Below are 16,330 nucleotides of genomic sequence, written 5' to 3'. Positions count from 1 at the left end.
CGTATTCGCTCGGCGCATCCGGATCTACGAAGCTATAAATCGGCATCTATCATGTCCATCTGCATTGTTCACGAATAAATCCGGTCCGTCGAGCCGCGCTCAGTACACGAAGGAGCCGACGATGAGAACCGACCCGCAGCGCGATCGCGGTCCTGCTTTGCCCTGGCTCACCGCCTACTACTTCGTGCGTGCCGGCGTCGCCACGGCCTGGGTAGCCGCCGCGCTCGGCTTCGGGAGAGGCATGCCGGCGGTCGCCGCGACGCTCCTGGTCGCCTATCCCGCCTGGGACGCGCTCGCCAACCTGGCCGACACCCGGCGCAACGGCGGCCTCGCGGGCAGTCCCAGCCAGGCCCTCAACGCGGCGATCAGCGCGGCGACCGCGCTCGCGGTCGCGGTCGCCCTCGGACGGGGCCCGAACGCGGTGCTCGCGGTGTTCGGCGCCTGGGCCATCCTCTCGGGACTGCTCCAGCTTCTCACCGGCGCGCGCCGCTGGCGGGCCGGCGCCCAGTGGGCCATGGTCCTGAGCGGCGCGCAATCGGCGCTCGCCGGCGGCTTCTTCATCCGGCAGGCGGCCGGCGCCGCGGTCCCCGGGATCGTGGATGTCGCGCCCTACGCGGCGTTCGGCGCCTTCTACTTCCTCGTCTCCGCGGCCTGGCTGACGGTGACGCGCCTGCGGGACGCGTCGCGGGCCCGCGCCGCCTAGGCGGCAGCGCGGCCGGGCGGATCCGACCTCGATCATCGCCCCGGCCCCTCCGGACATCCGCACCGTCGTCCCCTCCCGACCGCCGTCGGACAGCAGAGGCCATGGTCCATGGGCGCGCGAACGAGCGTGAAGCCGCGGAGGAACGCGGTCGAGGCCTACCTCCACGTCCTGCACGCGCTGATGCTGCGCGACATGCGCACCCGCTTCGGCGCGTCGATGTGGGGCTACGGGGTCGTCGTTCTCTGGCCGTGCGTGCACGTCTTCGTGCTGATCACGATCTACACGGTTCAGAAGCTGCCCGCGCCGCTCGGCGACGACAGGGCCCTGTTCTTCGCCACGGGCGCCGTGCCCGTGCTCGTCTTCCAGTACATCTCGCGTGAAGTCATGAAGTCCGTGATCGTCAACCGGCCGCTGACCTACTACCCGCAGGTCAGGCTGTTCGACCTGGTGTTCTCCCGCGTGCTCGTCGAGATCGTCACCGGCTTCCTGGCCCTGCTGGTCGTGAGCGGTGTCCTGGTCGCGCTCGGCACGGACCCGGTCCCGGCGGACCCGCTGACGGCGGTGGGCGGCTATCTCGCCGCGATCGCGCTCGGGATCGGGATCGGCACGATCAACGTCGCGATCATCGGCTTCTTCCCCGGATGGCTGATCGGCTACGCCCTGTTCAGCATCGTCCTCTACGTGTCCAGCGGCGTCCTCTTCCTGCCGAGCTACTTGCCGGAACGGCTGTACTACTGGGCCAAGTTCAATCCGGCCCTGCAGGTCGCGGAATGGATGAGGTCGGCCTACTACCCGGCTGCCGGACTGCAGGTCGACCATCTCTACGTCGTCGTGTTCGGCCTGACCGCGGCGTGTGTCGGCCTGGGCCTGGTCGTGCGCGGCGGCGGCCAGCTGCGAGGCTGAGCGCGGACGCGTCCGATCGGCCCGGGCGCGGAGGATGCGGCTCAGCCCGATCGCGCGTCCGACGACGGCGACGTCGCGCCGCCGCGGTGGGCGATCAGGTCGATCTCGACCAGGGCGTCGTAGGCGAGCCCCGTCGTGCCCACGCAGGTGCGGGCCGGCAGCCGGTCGGGCGGGAAGAAGGATCTGTAGGTGACGTTGAAGGCGGCGTAGTCGCGCTTGAACTCGGTCAGGAACGCGCGCGCGACGACGACGTTCTCGAGGCCCAGGCCGAGGCCGGCCAGGACCGTCGCGAGATTGGCCATCACGTTGCGGGTCTGCGCCTCGATCCCGTCGGGCAGGACGCCGGGCCCGTCCGGCGTGTCGGGCATCTGACCCGTGACGAAGACGAAGCCGTCGACCTCGACCGCGTGGCTGAAGGGGGCGACCGGCTGCGGCCCTCCGGAGACCATGTGGAACAGCATGGCCGACGAGGCTGACTGGGGTTGCGGCACCGCGATCTCCCTTTCGACGGGCGCGACCCGCCCGATCTCCGTGATCCAGGTCCGCGACCGTAGGGTCACGATCAGGCCGGGGATAGTGTCGGATGCGGCGGTCCGATCCGGTCCGCGCCATGCCCGGTGGAGAGGGTCAGAAGAAGCGCCGGATCTCCTCCGCGATCGCGTCGCCGTCCGTCTCCAGGGCGAAGTGCCCGGTGTCGAGGAAGGTGACGCGCGCCTCCGGGATGTCGCGCCGGAACGCCTCGGCGCCGGGCGGGATGAAGAACGCGTCGTTGCGCCCCCAGACGGCGAGGAGCTTCGGGCGGCGCGCGCGGAAGAAGGCCTGGATCAGCGGGTAACGCTCGAGATTGCGCTTGTAGTCGAGCTTGAGCGTGACCTGCCGGTCGGCATTGCCCGGCCGCGCCAGGATGGCCGCGTCGAGCGTGTAGGCCTCGGGCTCGATGCGGGACGGGTCGGGCACACCCTGGACGTAGGCGGCCCTGACGCCGTCGAGGGTCATGCGGGCGCGGATCGCCGCGACGGCGGCCGCGTTCGGCGCGGCCCAGTAGGCCCGCAGCGGCGCCCAGGCCGCGTCGCCGAGCCCGTCGAGATAGGCGTTGCCGTTCTGGGACACGATGCCGGCGACGCGGTCGGGATGGGCGAGCGCCAGATCCCATCCGACCGGCGCCCCGTAATCGAACGTGTAGAGGATGTAGCGGTCGAGGCCGAGCGCGCCGACGAACGCCTCCGTCGTGCGCGACAGCGACGCGAAGTCGTAGACGTAGGCGCGATCCTCCGGGACATGCGTGAACCCGAAGGCGGGCAGGTCCGGCGCGATCAGGCGGAAGCGATCGGCCAGCTTGGGCATGAGGTGCCGGAAGTAGAAGGACGAGTTGGCGAAGCCGTGCAGCAGCAGGATGACCGGGGCGTCGGGGCGACCGGCCTCCCGGTAGAAGACGTCCACGCCGTCGGCCCGGACCGTGCCGTGGCGGACCTCTCCGGCCCGCGCGGGGTGGACCTCCGCCCGCACGGTGCCCGACGCCGCCGCGCCCGTCGCCAGCACGCCGCCGGCGAGCACACGCCGCCGCGTCGCGCGGGCCGGTCCGCGCCCCGTCATCTCGTCTCCGTGCGTGTGTCGCATCATGGCGCGCCTCATCCTGGCGGGACGGCATGCGTCGGGATCGTCACCGCCGGGTCGGACGGCGCGACCGCAGTGCGGGACGGCGATCGGCCCGACCGGGCCGCGGCCCGGACGCGCGAACCCGACGGCGCGACCATGATGCAGGGACGCGGCGCGCTCCGGAACAGCGAGTCGTCGCAATTCACCATTCCCTGCCGTGAAACGGTCGACGGCCGCCGCGGCGGCGACCGCGGGCTTCCCGAAGGCCCGAAGCGCCGCCTCGGCGCTAGAGGCCGAGGTTGCGGCCCGGATGCGCGTCGGCGAGCTTGGCCCGGCGGACGTAGCCCCGCATCGTCTTGAGATCCCGGTGGCGGGAATGCGCCATGATCTCCTCGTCGCGCGATCCGCGCCTGTACGCCTCGGTGATGAAGCCCGCGCGGAACCCGTGGGCGGAGATCCGCTCGCGCGGTCCGGCGACGAGGCCGGCTTCCGCCGCGCGCTTCTGAACGATGCGGCCCACCGAGTCCGGATGCAGCCCGTCGTCCATCACGGTGCCGTCCGCTCGGACGGCCCGGAAGACGTAGCCGTCGGCCGGCGCCGCCTGCAGCCAGCGCCGGAGCGCGGCGACCGGACAGGTCGCGGGGCTCCCGCCCGCCAGGACGGTCACGACCGTGCCCTCGCCGTCCTGATCACCTTTCGAATGCGGCAGGAAGACATCGACGGCGCCGTCCCGGAACGCGAGATCTTCGTGGCGGATCCGCGCGACCTCGGAGCGCCGGAACGCGCCGGCGAAGCTCAACAGGAACAGGGCGCGGTCCCGGAGCGCGGCCACCGTCCCTTCGCAGGCGGCGACGATCCGGAGCGTTTCGGGCACGCCGAGCGCGGCGGCCTGCTTCTTCGGCCTGCCGTAGCGCCGGAACATCCCGCGCAGCGCCGCCCGGACGGCCGGATGGGCCGGGACCCACGGCAACCCCTGGAGCTTGTGCGCCTGACCGATCGTGACGAGCCGACGCTCGATCGTCGCGCGCTTGTGGGTCTCGGCCATGGAGGTGAGGTAGCTCGCCACCTGCTCGGGACCCGCGGGGAGGGGCGCGAGATCGTGGCCGCCGCACCAGCGCGCGTAGTGCTGCCAGTCGGCGCGGTAGGCCCGACGGGAATTCTCCGAGAGCGCCGCGTCGGCGAAGGCGCGGGCGCGGGCGGCAAGCGTGGCGGGCAGCGTCATGGCTCTCTCCCTCGGTCGCGCCTGAGCGTGACGCTACGTCTGATAAGGAAAGGTTATCAGACGCTGGCCGATGCGGCGCGGCCCAGGCCTCCCCGCTACGTGGAGGAGGGTGAGCTGCGTGCCTCGCGAACGGTCCACGCGCGGACGGGACGTTCCCGCTCCGCGACAGGTCGGGAACGGCGCGCGATCGCGCGGACCTGCGGCCCGGCATCACCCGCCGCGGCGAGTCGGAGCGTCCGGCGGAACCGTGTGATCGGGTCGCGGGTGGCGCTCCCTCGCCTCCGCATCCGGGCAGACGGTCCGCCAACGGTCCGAGCCAGCCGCCCGGCCCGCCGGCAATGCTTCTCCGGTTCGTCCGGATGGTCACCCTCCGGCAGCGTCGCTGCGCCCCGGTCGTGACGTTGGAACACCGCCGCGGGAGGTGTCCGCGATTGCGGTCACGCGCTCGACGAAAGTTCATCCAGTGGTTGTGAAGCACGCCGCGGAACTTTAATCCCGGACGAGCGCGGTTTTTATTGATCGCGCTCCGATACCGAGCGCGCAACCTCAAATCACTATTGGATATCCTCGGCAAGAAGACCGCGATCATTAACCTGTATTTAGTTTTGCACCCGCATCTTGGCTCAACTCTATCCGCATTGAGCAGCCTGCGGAGCTCTCTGCGATCCTGAACACTGGAGGGGATGTCATGGGTCGGCTTCGCAATTTGCGATTGGGCACCAAGATCGCGATACCGGCCGCCCTACTGCTCGCGACCGCCGTCGGCATCGTCTTCTTCGCGCGGTCGGCGATCGATGAGCTCGAGAAGAACACCCAGCAGATCGTCGACGTGGCCGCCGTTCGCGCCGTCACAGCGCTGCAGATGGCGCTGGCCATGAGCAACGCGACGATCTCCGAGAAGAACATCATCATACAGACCGATGCGGCCACGATGGCTGCCGAGCGTCAGCACTTCCAGCGCGAGCGGACGCTCGCCTACGAGGCGATCGACCGCCTCATCGCCCTCGCGGACACCCCGGCTCGGCATTCGGCGAACGAAGCCATCAAGGTCGATATGGGCGCGTATTTCGCGGCGGCCGACCGCGCCATCGCCCTGGGCATGAAGAACGATGCCGAAGGGGCCCGGACGATCTCGGTCGACGAGGGCCGCCCCGCGCGGGCCAAAGTGCTGGAAGGCGTCCAGATGCGGACCGAGACGAACGCCAGGGAGCTCAGAGCCTCCAGGGACCACGCCGTCGCCGTCGCCGAGCAGATCAAGCTGACGCTCACGGTCATCGCCGCGTCGGGCCTTCTCGTCGCATTCGGGATCCTCGGCGGGATCGTGCTGTTCGGGATCAACCGGCCGCTGGCCAGCCTCGTCGGCGTGCTGCAGCGGATGGCCAGGGGCGAGGTCGACGCCGAGATCGAGGAGGCCGCCCGCGGCGACGAGATCGGTGCCGTCGGCAAGGCGGTCGAGGGCATCAAGGCCATGGTGGCCCAGAAGGCCGCCGAGCAGGCCGAGATCCGGCGCATTGCCGACGCGGCGGCGGCCGTCGAACGCAAGCGGACGATGGTCGAACTCGCCGACGGTTTCGAGCGCGCGGTCGGCGGGATCATCGGCATGGTCTCGTCTTCGGCCACCGAGCTCCAGGCCACGGCGCAGACGATGACGGCGACGGCCACCGAGACGGCCAGCCGGTCGACCACCGTGGCGGCCGCGGCCGAGGAGGCCGCCAGCAACGTCAACACGGTCGCCGCCGCCGCCGAGGAACTCGGCTCCTCGGTTCAGGAGATCGGCCGGCAGGTCGACGGCTCCGCCGACATGGCGCGGGTGGCGGTCAACGAGGCCGACCAGACCGGCGCGCTGGTGCAGGAACTGAGCGCGTCGGTCGCGCGCATCGGCGACGTCGTCGGCATGATCTCGACCATCGCGGGACAGACCAACCTGCTCGCCCTGAATGCCACCATCGAGGCGGCCCGCGCGGGTGCCGCCGGCCGCGGCTTCGCGGTCGTGGCAACGGAGGTGAAGGCTCTGGCCGAGCAGACCGCCAAGGCCACCGAGGAGATCACCGGGCAGATCGCCCGGGTTCAGGCCTCCACCGGTCAGGCCGTATCGGCCATCGGGTCGATCACCGTGCGGATCCAGGAGATCAGCCACGTGGCCACCTCGATCGCCGCGGCCGTGGAGCAGCAGGGCGCGGCGACGCAGGAGATCGTCCGGAACGTCAGCCAGGCCGCGATGGGCACCGGCGAAGTGACCAGCAACATCGCCGGGGTGGCCGGCGCGGCCGAGGAGACGGGCGCGGCGGCGAGCCAGGTTCTGGGAGCGGCTTCCGAGCTGTCGCGCCAATCCGAGCATCTCGCTGCCGAGGTGGGGCGCTTCATGGCCACCGTCCGAGCCGCCTGATCCGGGGGCGACCCGCGAGCCCCGTCCGGCTCATCGCCGGACGGGGCCGTTTCAGGGCCGAGTTCCGCGAAGGCGGCTCTCGTCCGCCCTGAACCTTCTTCCCGCATCCGGCGTTGAAGACTTCAATCCATGATTGAGGTCCCGATGAAACACCGTACTCTCTTGCGTACTCTCTCGGCCGCTGCGCCGCTCGCGGCCGTCCTCGCCGGGACAGCCTACGCGCAGGCGCCGGCCACCGCGCCGGGCGCGCCGCCGACCTCCTCGGGCGTCGTCACGCCTCAATCGGGCGCGACCGGCGCGCCGGGCGCGGTGACGGGGTCGCCGACCGGGCAAGCCGCCGACACGCGTTCCAACAGCTCCTCAGCCGCGGGCAACGCCAACCAGCCGGAGCGCCCGGCGCCGCAGGGCGGCAGCGGTGGCAGCAGCCGATAGCCGTCGACGATCCGCCGGCACGGCCCCGGTCACGGCCCCGTTGCCGGCGGCCTCTCCCTGAACCGCTCGCACCGCGCGGCGGCTGCGACACCGGCCATCGCGCTCGGGTCGCGCCGTCGCCGCGCGTCAGTCCTCGGCCGAGCCGGGCCAGGCCGGACCGTGACGCTCCTCGAGTTCGGCTCGGCCGGCTTCGGTGATGCGGTACTCGACGGTCTTCGTGTCCGGATCCGTCCGACCCGTCGCGAGAACCAGTCCCAGGACTTCCATGCGCCGCATGTAGCCGCTGACCTGATAGAAGCGGGCGCCGGTCTGCGCGAGGGTGCGGAGCCGGTAGAGGCTGCCGGGCGGGAGCTTGTACATCGCCCGCCACCGTATCGGTTGTCGGCCCGGACGTCAGTGGGGACAGGTCGGTTCGGCCGGCAGCCCCGCGGAGGCTGGACCGCCGCGCGATGCGCGCGGGTCGTTCACGCGAGGCGGGACGACGCGGCGGATCGGGCCGCGAGCGCCGTCAGGACCGTCCGCCCGTAAGCGGTGGTCGCGAGGCTCGCGCGGAGCTCGCGGTAGAGGTCGTCCCTCCCGAGGCGACAGTCGAGATCGGGGCGCGCCGCGAACCCGTCGAGTTCCTCGAGGATGAGCGCGGCGAAGTCGGCGGGCTCCAGCAGGCCCGCGGCGGCATCGAGGACGCCGTACTCCTCCAGGAATCCGCCACTCAGGGTGATCAGGCCATCCCTGTACCGGATCAGCGCGAAATAGACGCCGAACCGGATCATGGCCCGGTCGCGCCAGCCCGCCTCGGCGATGTAGGTCCTCATCATCACGTCGGTGGAGTAGACCTCGTGCTCCCCGTCGCGCTGGGCGAGGTAGTCGCGGAAGACGTCGTGGGCCGTCGGATCGAGGTGGATCAGCGCCTGCATGGCCGGTGCCAGCGCACCCTGATCGTCCTCGGGCCCCCAGATCTGGCGATACAGCTTCCTGGCCTCCACCACCCCCGGCTGGACCGCGAGATAAGTCATGAGGAGTGCGCGCAGCGCCGGAACCACGGCAACGCGCTCGCGGGCGATGCGCGCGAAGAAGGCCGATTCCGTCATCGCCCGCCCGCCGACCTCGAAGGTCAACGCGAGCACGTCGCCCCGCAGGAGTCCCCCCAGATCCGCTCGGATCCGGCCGGTGAGCGCGTCCAGGGCTTCGGCGATGGCGGCGGCCGAGAACGCCGCGACGGTGACCACCGGCTGCGAGCGCGCCAGGAAGCGCCGGACCGCCGACGCGCTCGGGCCTGCCGACGGCCGGGGCCGATAGCCGTCCTCCTCCGGGGTGATCGTCCGGGCGGGCGCCGCGTCGGCGCACCGAGCGCGCGGGATGTAGACGGAGTCGCTGAAGAAGCGGATCTCGACCCGCTCCGCATCCGCCACGTCGGCGAAGGCGGAGACGGCCTTCGCGCCGTCGTAGCGCGCGAAGGAGAAGACGGGCGAGCGCGTGCCGTCCAGGCCGATGCGCTGGAAGTCCGTGGTCCGATCCCAGAAATACCCCGACTTGATCCAGAACGCCCGCTCGTCGGGCTCCCAGGCCACCTCGGTGATCGCGCGCGGAGGCTCGGAGCCGGGCCGCGCGACGAGCGTCGCCGCGCGGGCGACGGGCCCGGTCGTCCAGAGTTCGACGGCCTGTCCGAGGCGGGGAGGGCCGGCGTCACCCGTATCGGCCGCTGCCTCCGGTGGGCCCCCGCGCGGGACGGAGTGCGGCGTGACGGCGTAGCGGCCGCTGGGGCTGAACCAGTAGGGCCTCACCGCGTCCGGCAGCGGGTCGTAGCGCAGCGTCGCGCCGGCCCGTTCGAGCCGACACAGCCCGTAGGCCGACCCGCCCGGCCCGCACCGGAAGCCGATGAAGGCCAGTCGCCCTCCGGGATCCTCGAACAGGTCGCCGTGAATGGTCAGGATGGTCGGCCCGTCCGGGCGCGGCGGATAGGCTTCCTCGGGCGACAGGGACCCGACAGGGCCATCGGCATGCCAGACGAGCCCGCGCCCGTGCTGCAGGATCTCGAGATCCGACGCCCGCAGGACGACGATGTCGTCGAAGTACTGCTCGTCGTTCTTCGGTCCATGGCTCCGATAGACCGCGATCCGGTCGGCATCGCGGGTGACGAACAGCTTGTGATTGAAGGGTCCCTCGCCCGGCAGGCGGCGCCGCACGCGATCCCGGCCCGCCCGCCAGTCGATCAGGCAGAGTTCCCCGTCATCGGACAGGCAGACCAGTCCCGCAGCGCCGACCAGGGCGGCGGCCCGGATCGAGTCCTGCGGAAAAGGCAGGATCATGCGCCACCGCCCGCCGTCTTCGACGGCCGCGACCGTGTTGTATCGCTGCTCAGTGCCGGTGATCGCCAAACGGGGCATGCACGATCCTCGTCAGCGCCGGAAGGTTCGGTCGACGGGCACGCCGCCCTCTGGGGACGCCCGATGGCCGCGGAGAGGGGAGGGCGCTGTGACCCGTATCTCCCCGTGCCTCGCACGGATCGAGGGGCGGGCGGTCGAGCCGGTCCTGCACCGTTGTCGAGATCCTGCCGACGCGTCCCGGACGCTTTCCCAAAGACTTCATCCATCTCGCGCAGCGCGCCGGCAGCATCCGTGCCGTCGGCTCCGGGTCCGGCCGGTGTTGCGCCGGAAGAGCACGGGGCTTGTCCATGTCTAGCGCCCTCGTATGGTACCCCGCGCTGCAGCGAACGTCACGGCGCGGCGATGAGCTAGTCCTCTGGACAGGGCCACCGGCTCCGACGATGCCATCGGACAGGTTTGGGCACCGTGGCTCTGTTCTGCTGGCTGCGGTTCGCATGACAGAGGGAGCGCCACCATGAGGCAACGCCGGCGCGCAGCCGTACGGCCGCAGGGCGCGTGTGACAGGAATGAGGACGGGTTCGGCGCATTCCCGGACGCGATCGTGACGGCTCTGGCGCTCCGCGCAACCGACGGCGGCCCCCGGATCGCCCGAGGCACACGCCTTCGACCATGCGGACAAGGGCTGGCGCTCGACCCGGCGTCGACGAAGACGGGCACATGTCGGGCGACGACAGGCCGCCCGACAGCGCCGGGGGCTTCCACGGCTTCCCGGCCTGGCACGCAGCATCATCGAGCACGCGCCACCGGCCGGATACACGCACGGAACAGAATCCACCCATCATGCAGCAACTCCATGGACGAAGCGTGAGGACATCGAAGGCCATGCGCCGTGAGATCACTTTTCTTACCGTGGCAATTCTAGGGTCTTGTCTTGGAGTCCCTGCGATGGCGCAGGAGATGCGCTGGCAGAAGCGGGAAGGGGACGGTCGCGTCCATCTTGCCTACGAGATTCCGGACAGCGGCGCGCAGAGCCTCGCGCTCACCTGCGACACGCGGGGCGGACAGCTGAGTGTCGACTACTACGACGACAGAGACCGCGCTCGGGACGGCACCCGGGCCGAGGTCGAGTTCGCCTCGGAGGGCGGCACGCTCTCGCTGCCGATGCGGGCGAAACAGCTGGAACTCGACGACCAGATCGTGCTCCAGACCACGACAACGTTGACGCAAGACTGGGTGCGGATCCTGTCCGGCAAGACCCTTCGCGTGACGCTCTCTGGCGACACGCAGCGGATCCCTCTGGCCGGCGCCCGGAGCGGTCTCGCCGCCCTGGTCGCGGGCTGCAGCCGTCCTTCGCGATGACTTCGTGATGACTCGGGGCAGCATATCGTAGTATAAGTGCCGATGATGCAGAATTAATCGCCGCATTCCAGAATTTTTGCTATGCGAATTACATCATCGCAAATCAATTGAGTCGGATTGACCTGACCGGTATTTTGGGCCGAGCTGACTGAGCGACTGACTTGCCGGTCAAGCGATTTGCCATGGCGCTCCGTCCCTCACGATCACGTTGAGGATTGTGAAGGGCGATGTTCGGCCCCGCCTCTGGTCGCCCTCATGCTACTCACCAAATTTATAGTACGACCATCGCCTGACCGCGAGTACCACTCCACCTTCCGGATCGCCGATGCTGCCACGGGCGGTGCAGGTCTGCTTGGTATAGGCTTTGCTGACTTCAGCTACCCCAGCGTGATCGCAGCGCGCCCTCAACAGCGTCTGCGGAGCACGCATTTGACTGAAAGCAAAACTCGGGTGATGTGAAGAAGGGTCCAACTTCCGAGGGCCCCATGCAGACCAAAGAACCCGACTACCTGCCCATCGAAGTTCCCCTGCTCAGGCACGTGATACGCGAGGCCGCTCTAGGAATTTTGTCGCAGGACGGCACCGATATATCCCCTGAACCATCCGTGCGCGTCTGTCAGGCCATACGCTGCGGTTTCGTCGTCACGCACCGGATCGCGGAGCCCGGCACCCTTCGTCGTCGCCAAGGCTTTTGGAACACGCAGACGCTTTGGAACCAGGCTAGCGCATTGCAACAAACGCTCGAGGTCCAAGCCGGTGAGGACCTAATCGTTCTGGGATGGAGAGGCGACGGGCAGATCGTGCACGACCGACTCCATAGGGGGCCCTGGGAGTACCGATTGGTCAACGAAGCGCGTATGTCCCCCATAAACCGTCGAACGGCCCGATTGCCTCACATCATGCCACTGGGCAGAGCTGGTCTATCTTGGCCAGCCGGACGTGTCGCCGATGTCAGAAGCGGACAGCTCCGGAACGAGGTAATTTTCGACGTCCACGGTACGCGGGGATGCGTACGCGACATCGCACCCGCTGGTTCAACAATGTCCGACCTCATTGAACGGATCCGCTCGACTGATGCGATGCACTTATGGCCAAGCCGTTACGAAGGTATAGATCAATTAGATCGAACGAGCTTTACACTACGCGCTCGAAGCCACGTCGCGACCTTGGAGTCACGTCCGGCGGCACCTGTCAAGACCATAAGATACTGGGTCGAAGCTGGCGCAGTAAGATATGCAGCACAATTACTTCTTCGTCTGGATCGAGAAGCAAGTCGACTTTGAAATATATCTAGATATAAATTACTTTCTTCCGTTTCGTTCAAGAGTGAAAGTGTAGACGGAAGCGCGTTTAAGATGGCGGAATAGGCAGGGAAGGGCGCCTGATGCCCCTCCCAAGATCATTCTGCAACATGGGCTCCGTGCAAAGCATAGCTTTCGCACTTTCGTAGGCACATCGGGCACAAATTTCCGGCCAATTCCACCACATGACCCTGCCTTTGGTCCGGCTCCAAGCATGATGGAAGGACGAATTTCGAATTCGCATAAGATATCTTATGGAACGTGACGCATAGGATCGACTGTTTCGGCTAAGATCTATTAACCATCCGATCCCATAGCCTATGAAGGGCAGGGACCCTTTCATCATGATCATAGTCGGCGATCGGTCAGAGAGCAAAACTTGGTGTCAGCATGTTCTTTGCACCAACCTGCCCTCACGTCACCACACTGCTTTGAATGCGCACCATATAGAAGTAAGTCATATACAAAGGTGTGTGGGAATATCTACGCGTAGCCGAAATCAGGCAGTTTGGATGCATAAGATATTCCAACAATGGGGCCACTTGGAATATTATGTACACCTGCTCTGCTAGCGATTGGTTTTAAGATTCCAGAAAATGGAATCAGCCCAAGCCCATTTGTCATCGGGAGATATCACGATGAGTTGCAATGAATGCAAACTTCCGTCAGTTATCTCTGGGTGACCGTAAACGTAGCCGCGCAGCAATTTGGTGTCTTTCGGCGACACCCAACAAGCAGAGATGATAGGTGCATGGGCAAGATCTTTCATAGTTGGGCGCTGACCCACGGCAATTTCTCGCATTAACCGGATAATCGAGATCCATTTGGCGCAACCAGACTCCGGCCTTAAGGATCCATAGGGGTCCAAATCAGGCGCGCTGAAATCGACGCGCCGCCAGAGACAAATGTCGCGGCCTCGTACGCCGTATCGAAACATATTATTGTTACCACAAGCAACAGCCTGTTGTCTCCGATCGACCGCATAGCGCCTCTCTGCAATAATTCGTCTCTTTTTCGAGCTACCCATAGCGGCTTATCCCCCCCGTTCAGGACTTGAGATCCGGGTAGAAGCATAGTTGTTCGTCCCCGCATTGACGCCAAAGCGTGCGCTCCTCGAAACCTCATTTCATGCCGGCTCCAAGACATACCTTCGGCATCGACTCCGCGCGGCAACCCGGCGCGGCGAGCATTGATGGGTACCAGCACCGGAGGTGTTGATGCGAATAGACCAGGCGTGAGCATGCTGAAGAAGGGCCTGACGTCTTCCATGACGCTGTCAGCTACTGCTAAACTGTGATCACAGCGAGTGAAACGGTCTGCATCGTGACCGTTCGCAATTCTTGCACTTCCGCAATGCGTTATTTCATCTACGAAGCGTCGCTGTAAGATTAACCTTATAGTCTCGTTCATTACACGTGGTCCGGTTACAGCCAATACATCCCAAACAAAATCAAGGTCATCATCTCCAGCGTGCGCAGCTAACCTTTCCTGTAACATGCCTCCTTCGCCCACGATCGCTCTGGGCTTTGATTCATCGTCGCCAAGGCCCAACAGGATATAAACTCCCGGCCCGAGCAGTGCCGGCAGTTCAAGAAGCGTATCTATGGACCAGATTGGGCTATAGAAAACTGTTGCGTCCGCCCCAATGAATTCAATCGAAATGATACCGTCGTCGCGATTCCCCTCTAAAATTCCACGAAATGGTCGAACTCTTCTGTAACTCATTACGAACCCCCGAAGCAAGTTGCCCATCAAGCGGCACGTACTAGGTGGCGTCGCCTCTAGAATTTACCTTGTCAGCTAAAAGCAATGCAGCCAAAGACAGCGGGCATTTTCGTGTGACTGCATAATTGCAGACGCGAAGATTTGAATGTTCGCGACAAGATGTGTGCCAAAACGAATCAAGCAGAAGCTCTTATTGATCGCTTAAAGCGCAGCAAGAGGCATTTGTTTGTAGAGGCATGTCCGAGGTGCTGAGTTGATTGTGCCTACAACCAGCATAAGGGGCCAAGCGAAACTTGGCCTATGCTCTAAGGCTTCGATGACACATCAAGTGCGTGTATTGGCCTACAGCCAGCGCATCGAGCGTCACCTAGTTGGCAACGCCGTTCGAGCGGCCCAAATCCGGGCACACAATGACTCAGGCTCTCGCCCGCGAATCACTGAAGAGAACAAGACTACAGCTTTCCTCGAAGATATCAAGCGGGATCATCGCTCATTTCGTGTGGTATGACATAGATCACGGAGGCTTAGCCTGTTAAGGCGCCAACAGCTTCGTAGCGGCGGTTGGCGCTGATCTGGTTGCGGGTGTGGTGCTTAGGATCGGCCACAAAGACCGCTTTTCGAGGCGTTGGCGCAGCTCCGTTTAGAGCGAGAGCCCGATCTGTTCGCCTACGTCGGACAGCACGCGGCCTGCCCCTGGCGGCTCGTTCTGATCACGCGATTACAGTTTTCCGAGAACCTGTCCGCCCCCGTGCGGCCGATGCGAGGTGAGCTCGCATCAACTGGGAGTACTTGCTCGGCCTCGACTTGACCGACGCCGGCTTCGATGCCTCGGTTCTGAGTGATTTCAGCCCCCGTGTGGTGGCTAGCGGCACCGAAGCCTTGCTGTACGACACCCTGCTCACGGGCGGTCCGCAGCCTCAACCCCCTCGGCTGCGCCATCGAGGCCTTACCGGCTCCCCTGAACGCTCTGGCGCTCTCCAGACCGGACCAGCTGCGGCTTCGTACCGATCCGAGCTGGATGAAGCGCTACGTCCATCCCATCAACGACTTCCGTATCCAGCACGGCCAGATGGGGCGCCGCGAGTGCGCTGAAGCGGTTGGGAGGACGGGCATCATCTTCTTGCAGCTGTCGACATGCCAAAGCTGCGCCGAACGGGCTGCGCAATGTCCCCGCCGTAATGGCCTACCGCAGCGCTTGGCTGCAGAACTTCCACGTCGCCGAACCATCCGCCGGCGGATCGGAGGCCAAGGACATCCCGCCGGCTTTGGCGATGATCGCTTCACCCCACGATCGGGACGTGCACTACGCCAGGAAGCGCGCGACCACCGGGATAGGCAACAAAGTTTGCCTGACCGAGACCTGCGGTGACGTCTGGCCGCCGCTGATCGTCGACGTCGCGACAGCACCAGCCCCGGTCGTGGACCGGGCGGTGCCTACCTCGTTGCATGCGGCACTGACGTTGGAGGACCTACCGCCGGCGTGCGGCTCGTCGATGCTGGCTATATTTTATGCTGATGGCCTCGTGGCCGCCGCTCGCAATCAAGCGGTCGCCGCGGTCGAACCGGTGCCGAAGGATAACAAGTGGCAGGCGCGCACCCCGGGTGCCTTATCGAAGCCTTCCACATCGACTGGTATCGGCAGGCCGCGTCCTCGCACTGAGCAGTCGCGGATCTTGGGGTAAACGGTGGGTTCCGCTTCGTCATGGCCTCACCATCGCAAGAGATGGGGGCATCCGATTGACGACGACAAACCCGCACCGTCGGAGAGGTCCGGGACGCCGCCAATGTAAATTTACACGATGAGGGGCTGGAAGAGGATTAGTTAACCCAATCAGCGACTTATAAGGGAATTGGCGATTTTTTGGGCGGGAAAAAAGATGTAGACTCGCCCAGCCAAACCCGTGATTTCGTGTCAAGTTAGGCGAAATCGCGTTATTTAGCAATGACTCAGGGGCGGCTCGGCCGCCCCTTTTGCCGTCGACGGCATCCGAAGCATGATGGTCTCGTCCTTTGGGATCGCCATCGATGCAGCCCCCTTCCCTCCCCTCCCCCGCCCCGGTCTGGCGTGGCAGATCTAGACACGGCCGCACCGAGATCCTGCTCGGGAACGGAGAACGCATGCCGATCGTGCTCAGGCCCGACGGCGTCCCGGCGCTCCTCCCCTGGCTCTGGCTGGATCTGGAACTGCGCGACCGAGGCCTGCAGGCTGGAACGCTCAGAGCCTACGCGGGAGTCTCCTGCCTACTGGAGGACTGGTTCGCCCTCAGAGGGGTCGATTGCACGGCTAGTGCGGTGACGCGGACGGAGGATTCACAGAGTCGGTGAGACGTGCGAGTCTGGGCCATGGCCCAGACGGTATGCGTGCTCCTTCCTCCGACC

The 16,330-nt window shown here is 66.2% G+C and carries 12 protein-coding genes; 6 read left to right on the top strand and 6 right to left on the bottom strand.

The window, feature by feature from the left end; genetic code table 11:
* The first annotated feature begins 121 nt into the window (after positions 1-121).
* Both BLW78_RS23080 and BLW78_RS23075 read left to right on the top strand, forming a co-directional pair.
* Entirely contained in the window at positions 122-703 is a 582-nt protein-coding gene (locus tag BLW78_RS23080) for a DUF308 domain-containing protein (protein WP_091682384.1), read from the top strand.
* Between the two features lie 108 nt (positions 704-811).
* Positions 812-1,606 carry an ABC transporter permease gene (locus BLW78_RS23075; RefSeq protein WP_091682383.1) on the top strand — a complete coding sequence of 265 codons (795 nt, stop codon included), beginning with the start codon at positions 812-814 and terminating at the stop codon, positions 1,604-1,606.
* Positions 1,607-1,647: 41 nt separating this feature from the next.
* Here the strand turns inward: BLW78_RS23075 and BLW78_RS23070 are convergent, their stop codons facing one another.
* The 3 genes from BLW78_RS23070 to BLW78_RS23060 all read right to left on the bottom strand — a co-directional run bounded on the left by BLW78_RS23070 (position 1,648) and on the right by BLW78_RS23060 (position 4,424).
* Positions 1,648-2,067 carry a RidA family protein gene (locus BLW78_RS23070; protein WP_091682381.1) on the bottom strand — a complete coding sequence of 140 codons (420 nt, stop codon included), beginning with the start codon at positions 2,065-2,067 and terminating at the stop codon, positions 1,648-1,650.
* Positions 2,068-2,233: 166 nt separating this feature from the next.
* Positions 2,234-3,199, bottom strand: coding sequence for an alpha/beta fold hydrolase (locus tag BLW78_RS23065; RefSeq protein ID WP_170855223.1), 966 nt, complete (start codon positions 3,197-3,199; stop codon positions 2,234-2,236).
* A gap of 289 nt (positions 3,200-3,488) precedes the next feature.
* Positions 3,489-4,424: a site-specific integrase gene (locus BLW78_RS23060; protein ID WP_091682380.1), complete on the bottom strand. Its 936-nt coding sequence runs from the start codon at positions 4,422-4,424 to the stop codon at positions 3,489-3,491.
* A gap of 688 nt (positions 4,425-5,112) precedes the next feature.
* Here BLW78_RS23060 and BLW78_RS23055 point away from each other — a divergent pair.
* Positions 5,113-6,810: a methyl-accepting chemotaxis protein gene (locus tag BLW78_RS23055; RefSeq protein ID WP_091682378.1), complete on the top strand. Its 1,698-nt coding sequence runs from the start codon at positions 5,113-5,115 to the stop codon at positions 6,808-6,810.
* 129 nt (positions 6,811-6,939) lie between these two features.
* The gene (locus tag BLW78_RS23050; protein WP_244527032.1) at positions 6,940-7,242 is read left to right on the top strand and encodes a hypothetical protein; all 303 of its coding nucleotides are present in this window, start codon (positions 6,940-6,942) and stop codon (positions 7,240-7,242) included.
* Between the two features lie 126 nt (positions 7,243-7,368).
* On the opposite strand, the gene BLW78_RS23045 is transcribed toward BLW78_RS23050, so the two are convergent.
* Entirely contained in the window at positions 7,369-7,602 is a 234-nt protein-coding gene (locus BLW78_RS23045) for a hypothetical protein (RefSeq protein WP_091682370.1), read from the bottom strand.
* Positions 7,603-7,706: 104 nt separating this feature from the next.
* Complete coding sequence (locus BLW78_RS23040; protein ID WP_244527031.1) at positions 7,707-9,626, bottom strand: hypothetical protein; 1,920 nt, start codon at positions 9,624-9,626, stop codon at positions 7,707-7,709.
* 885 nt (positions 9,627-10,511) lie between these two features.
* Between BLW78_RS23040 and BLW78_RS23035 the strand changes: the two genes are divergently transcribed.
* Positions 10,512-10,925 (top strand): hypothetical protein, encoded by a 414-nt coding sequence (locus tag BLW78_RS23035; protein WP_082557983.1) that lies wholly within the window; start codon positions 10,512-10,514, stop codon positions 10,923-10,925.
* Positions 10,926-12,794: 1,869 nt separating this feature from the next.
* Here BLW78_RS23035 and BLW78_RS30995 read toward each other — a convergent pair.
* Positions 12,795-13,253: a DUF6634 family protein gene (locus tag BLW78_RS30995; RefSeq protein WP_132368689.1), complete on the bottom strand. Its 459-nt coding sequence runs from the start codon at positions 13,251-13,253 to the stop codon at positions 12,795-12,797.
* A 1,876-nt stretch (positions 13,254-15,129) separates the two neighbouring features.
* Here BLW78_RS30995 and BLW78_RS23030 point away from each other — a divergent pair.
* Positions 15,130-15,633: a hypothetical protein gene (locus tag BLW78_RS23030; RefSeq protein WP_091682367.1), complete on the top strand. Its 504-nt coding sequence runs from the start codon at positions 15,130-15,132 to the stop codon at positions 15,631-15,633.
* Positions 15,634-16,330 lie beyond the last annotated feature (697 nt).

The organism is Methylobacterium sp. 275MFSha3.1 (genome assembly GCF_900108435.1).
GTDB lineage: Bacteria > Pseudomonadota > Alphaproteobacteria > Rhizobiales > Beijerinckiaceae > Methylobacterium.
This window is presented reverse-complemented; position numbering and strand designations above follow the sequence as displayed.

What these genes read in the sequence shown, in the direction of transcription:
- BLW78_RS23070 (WP_091682381.1), bottom strand. Translation starts at nt 2,067, where the DNA reads ATGCTGTTCCACATGGTCTCCGGAGGGCCGCAGCCGGTCGCCCCCTTC.
- BLW78_RS23065 (WP_170855223.1), bottom strand. Translation starts at nt 3,199, where the DNA reads ATGACGGGGCGCGGACCGGCCCGCGCGACGCGGCGGCGTGTGCTCGCC.
- BLW78_RS23035 (WP_082557983.1), top strand. Translation starts at nt 10,512, where the DNA reads ATGGCGCAGGAGATGCGCTGGCAGAAGCGGGAAGGGGACGGTCGCGTC.
- BLW78_RS23045 (WP_091682370.1), bottom strand. Translation starts at nt 7,602, where the DNA reads ATGTACAAGCTCCCGCCCGGCAGCCTCTACCGGCTCCGCACCCTCGCG.
- BLW78_RS30995 (WP_132368689.1), bottom strand. Translation starts at nt 13,253, where the DNA reads ATGGGTAGCTCGAAAAAGAGACGAATTATTGCAGAGAGGCGCTATGCG.
- BLW78_RS23080 (WP_091682384.1), top strand. Translation starts at nt 122, where the DNA reads ATGAGAACCGACCCGCAGCGCGATCGCGGTCCTGCTTTGCCCTGGCTC.
- BLW78_RS23030 (WP_091682367.1), top strand. Translation starts at nt 15,130, where the DNA reads ATGGCCTACCGCAGCGCTTGGCTGCAGAACTTCCACGTCGCCGAACCA.
- BLW78_RS23060 (WP_091682380.1), bottom strand. Translation starts at nt 4,424, where the DNA reads ATGACGCTGCCCGCCACGCTTGCCGCCCGCGCCCGCGCCTTCGCCGAC.
- BLW78_RS23055 (WP_091682378.1), top strand. Translation starts at nt 5,113, where the DNA reads ATGGGTCGGCTTCGCAATTTGCGATTGGGCACCAAGATCGCGATACCG.
- BLW78_RS23050 (WP_244527032.1), top strand. Translation starts at nt 6,940, where the DNA reads ATGATTGAGGTCCCGATGAAACACCGTACTCTCTTGCGTACTCTCTCG.
- BLW78_RS23040 (WP_244527031.1), bottom strand. Translation starts at nt 9,626, where the DNA reads ATGCCCCGTTTGGCGATCACCGGCACTGAGCAGCGATACAACACGGTC.
- BLW78_RS23075 (WP_091682383.1), top strand. Translation starts at nt 812, where the DNA reads ATGGGCGCGCGAACGAGCGTGAAGCCGCGGAGGAACGCGGTCGAGGCC.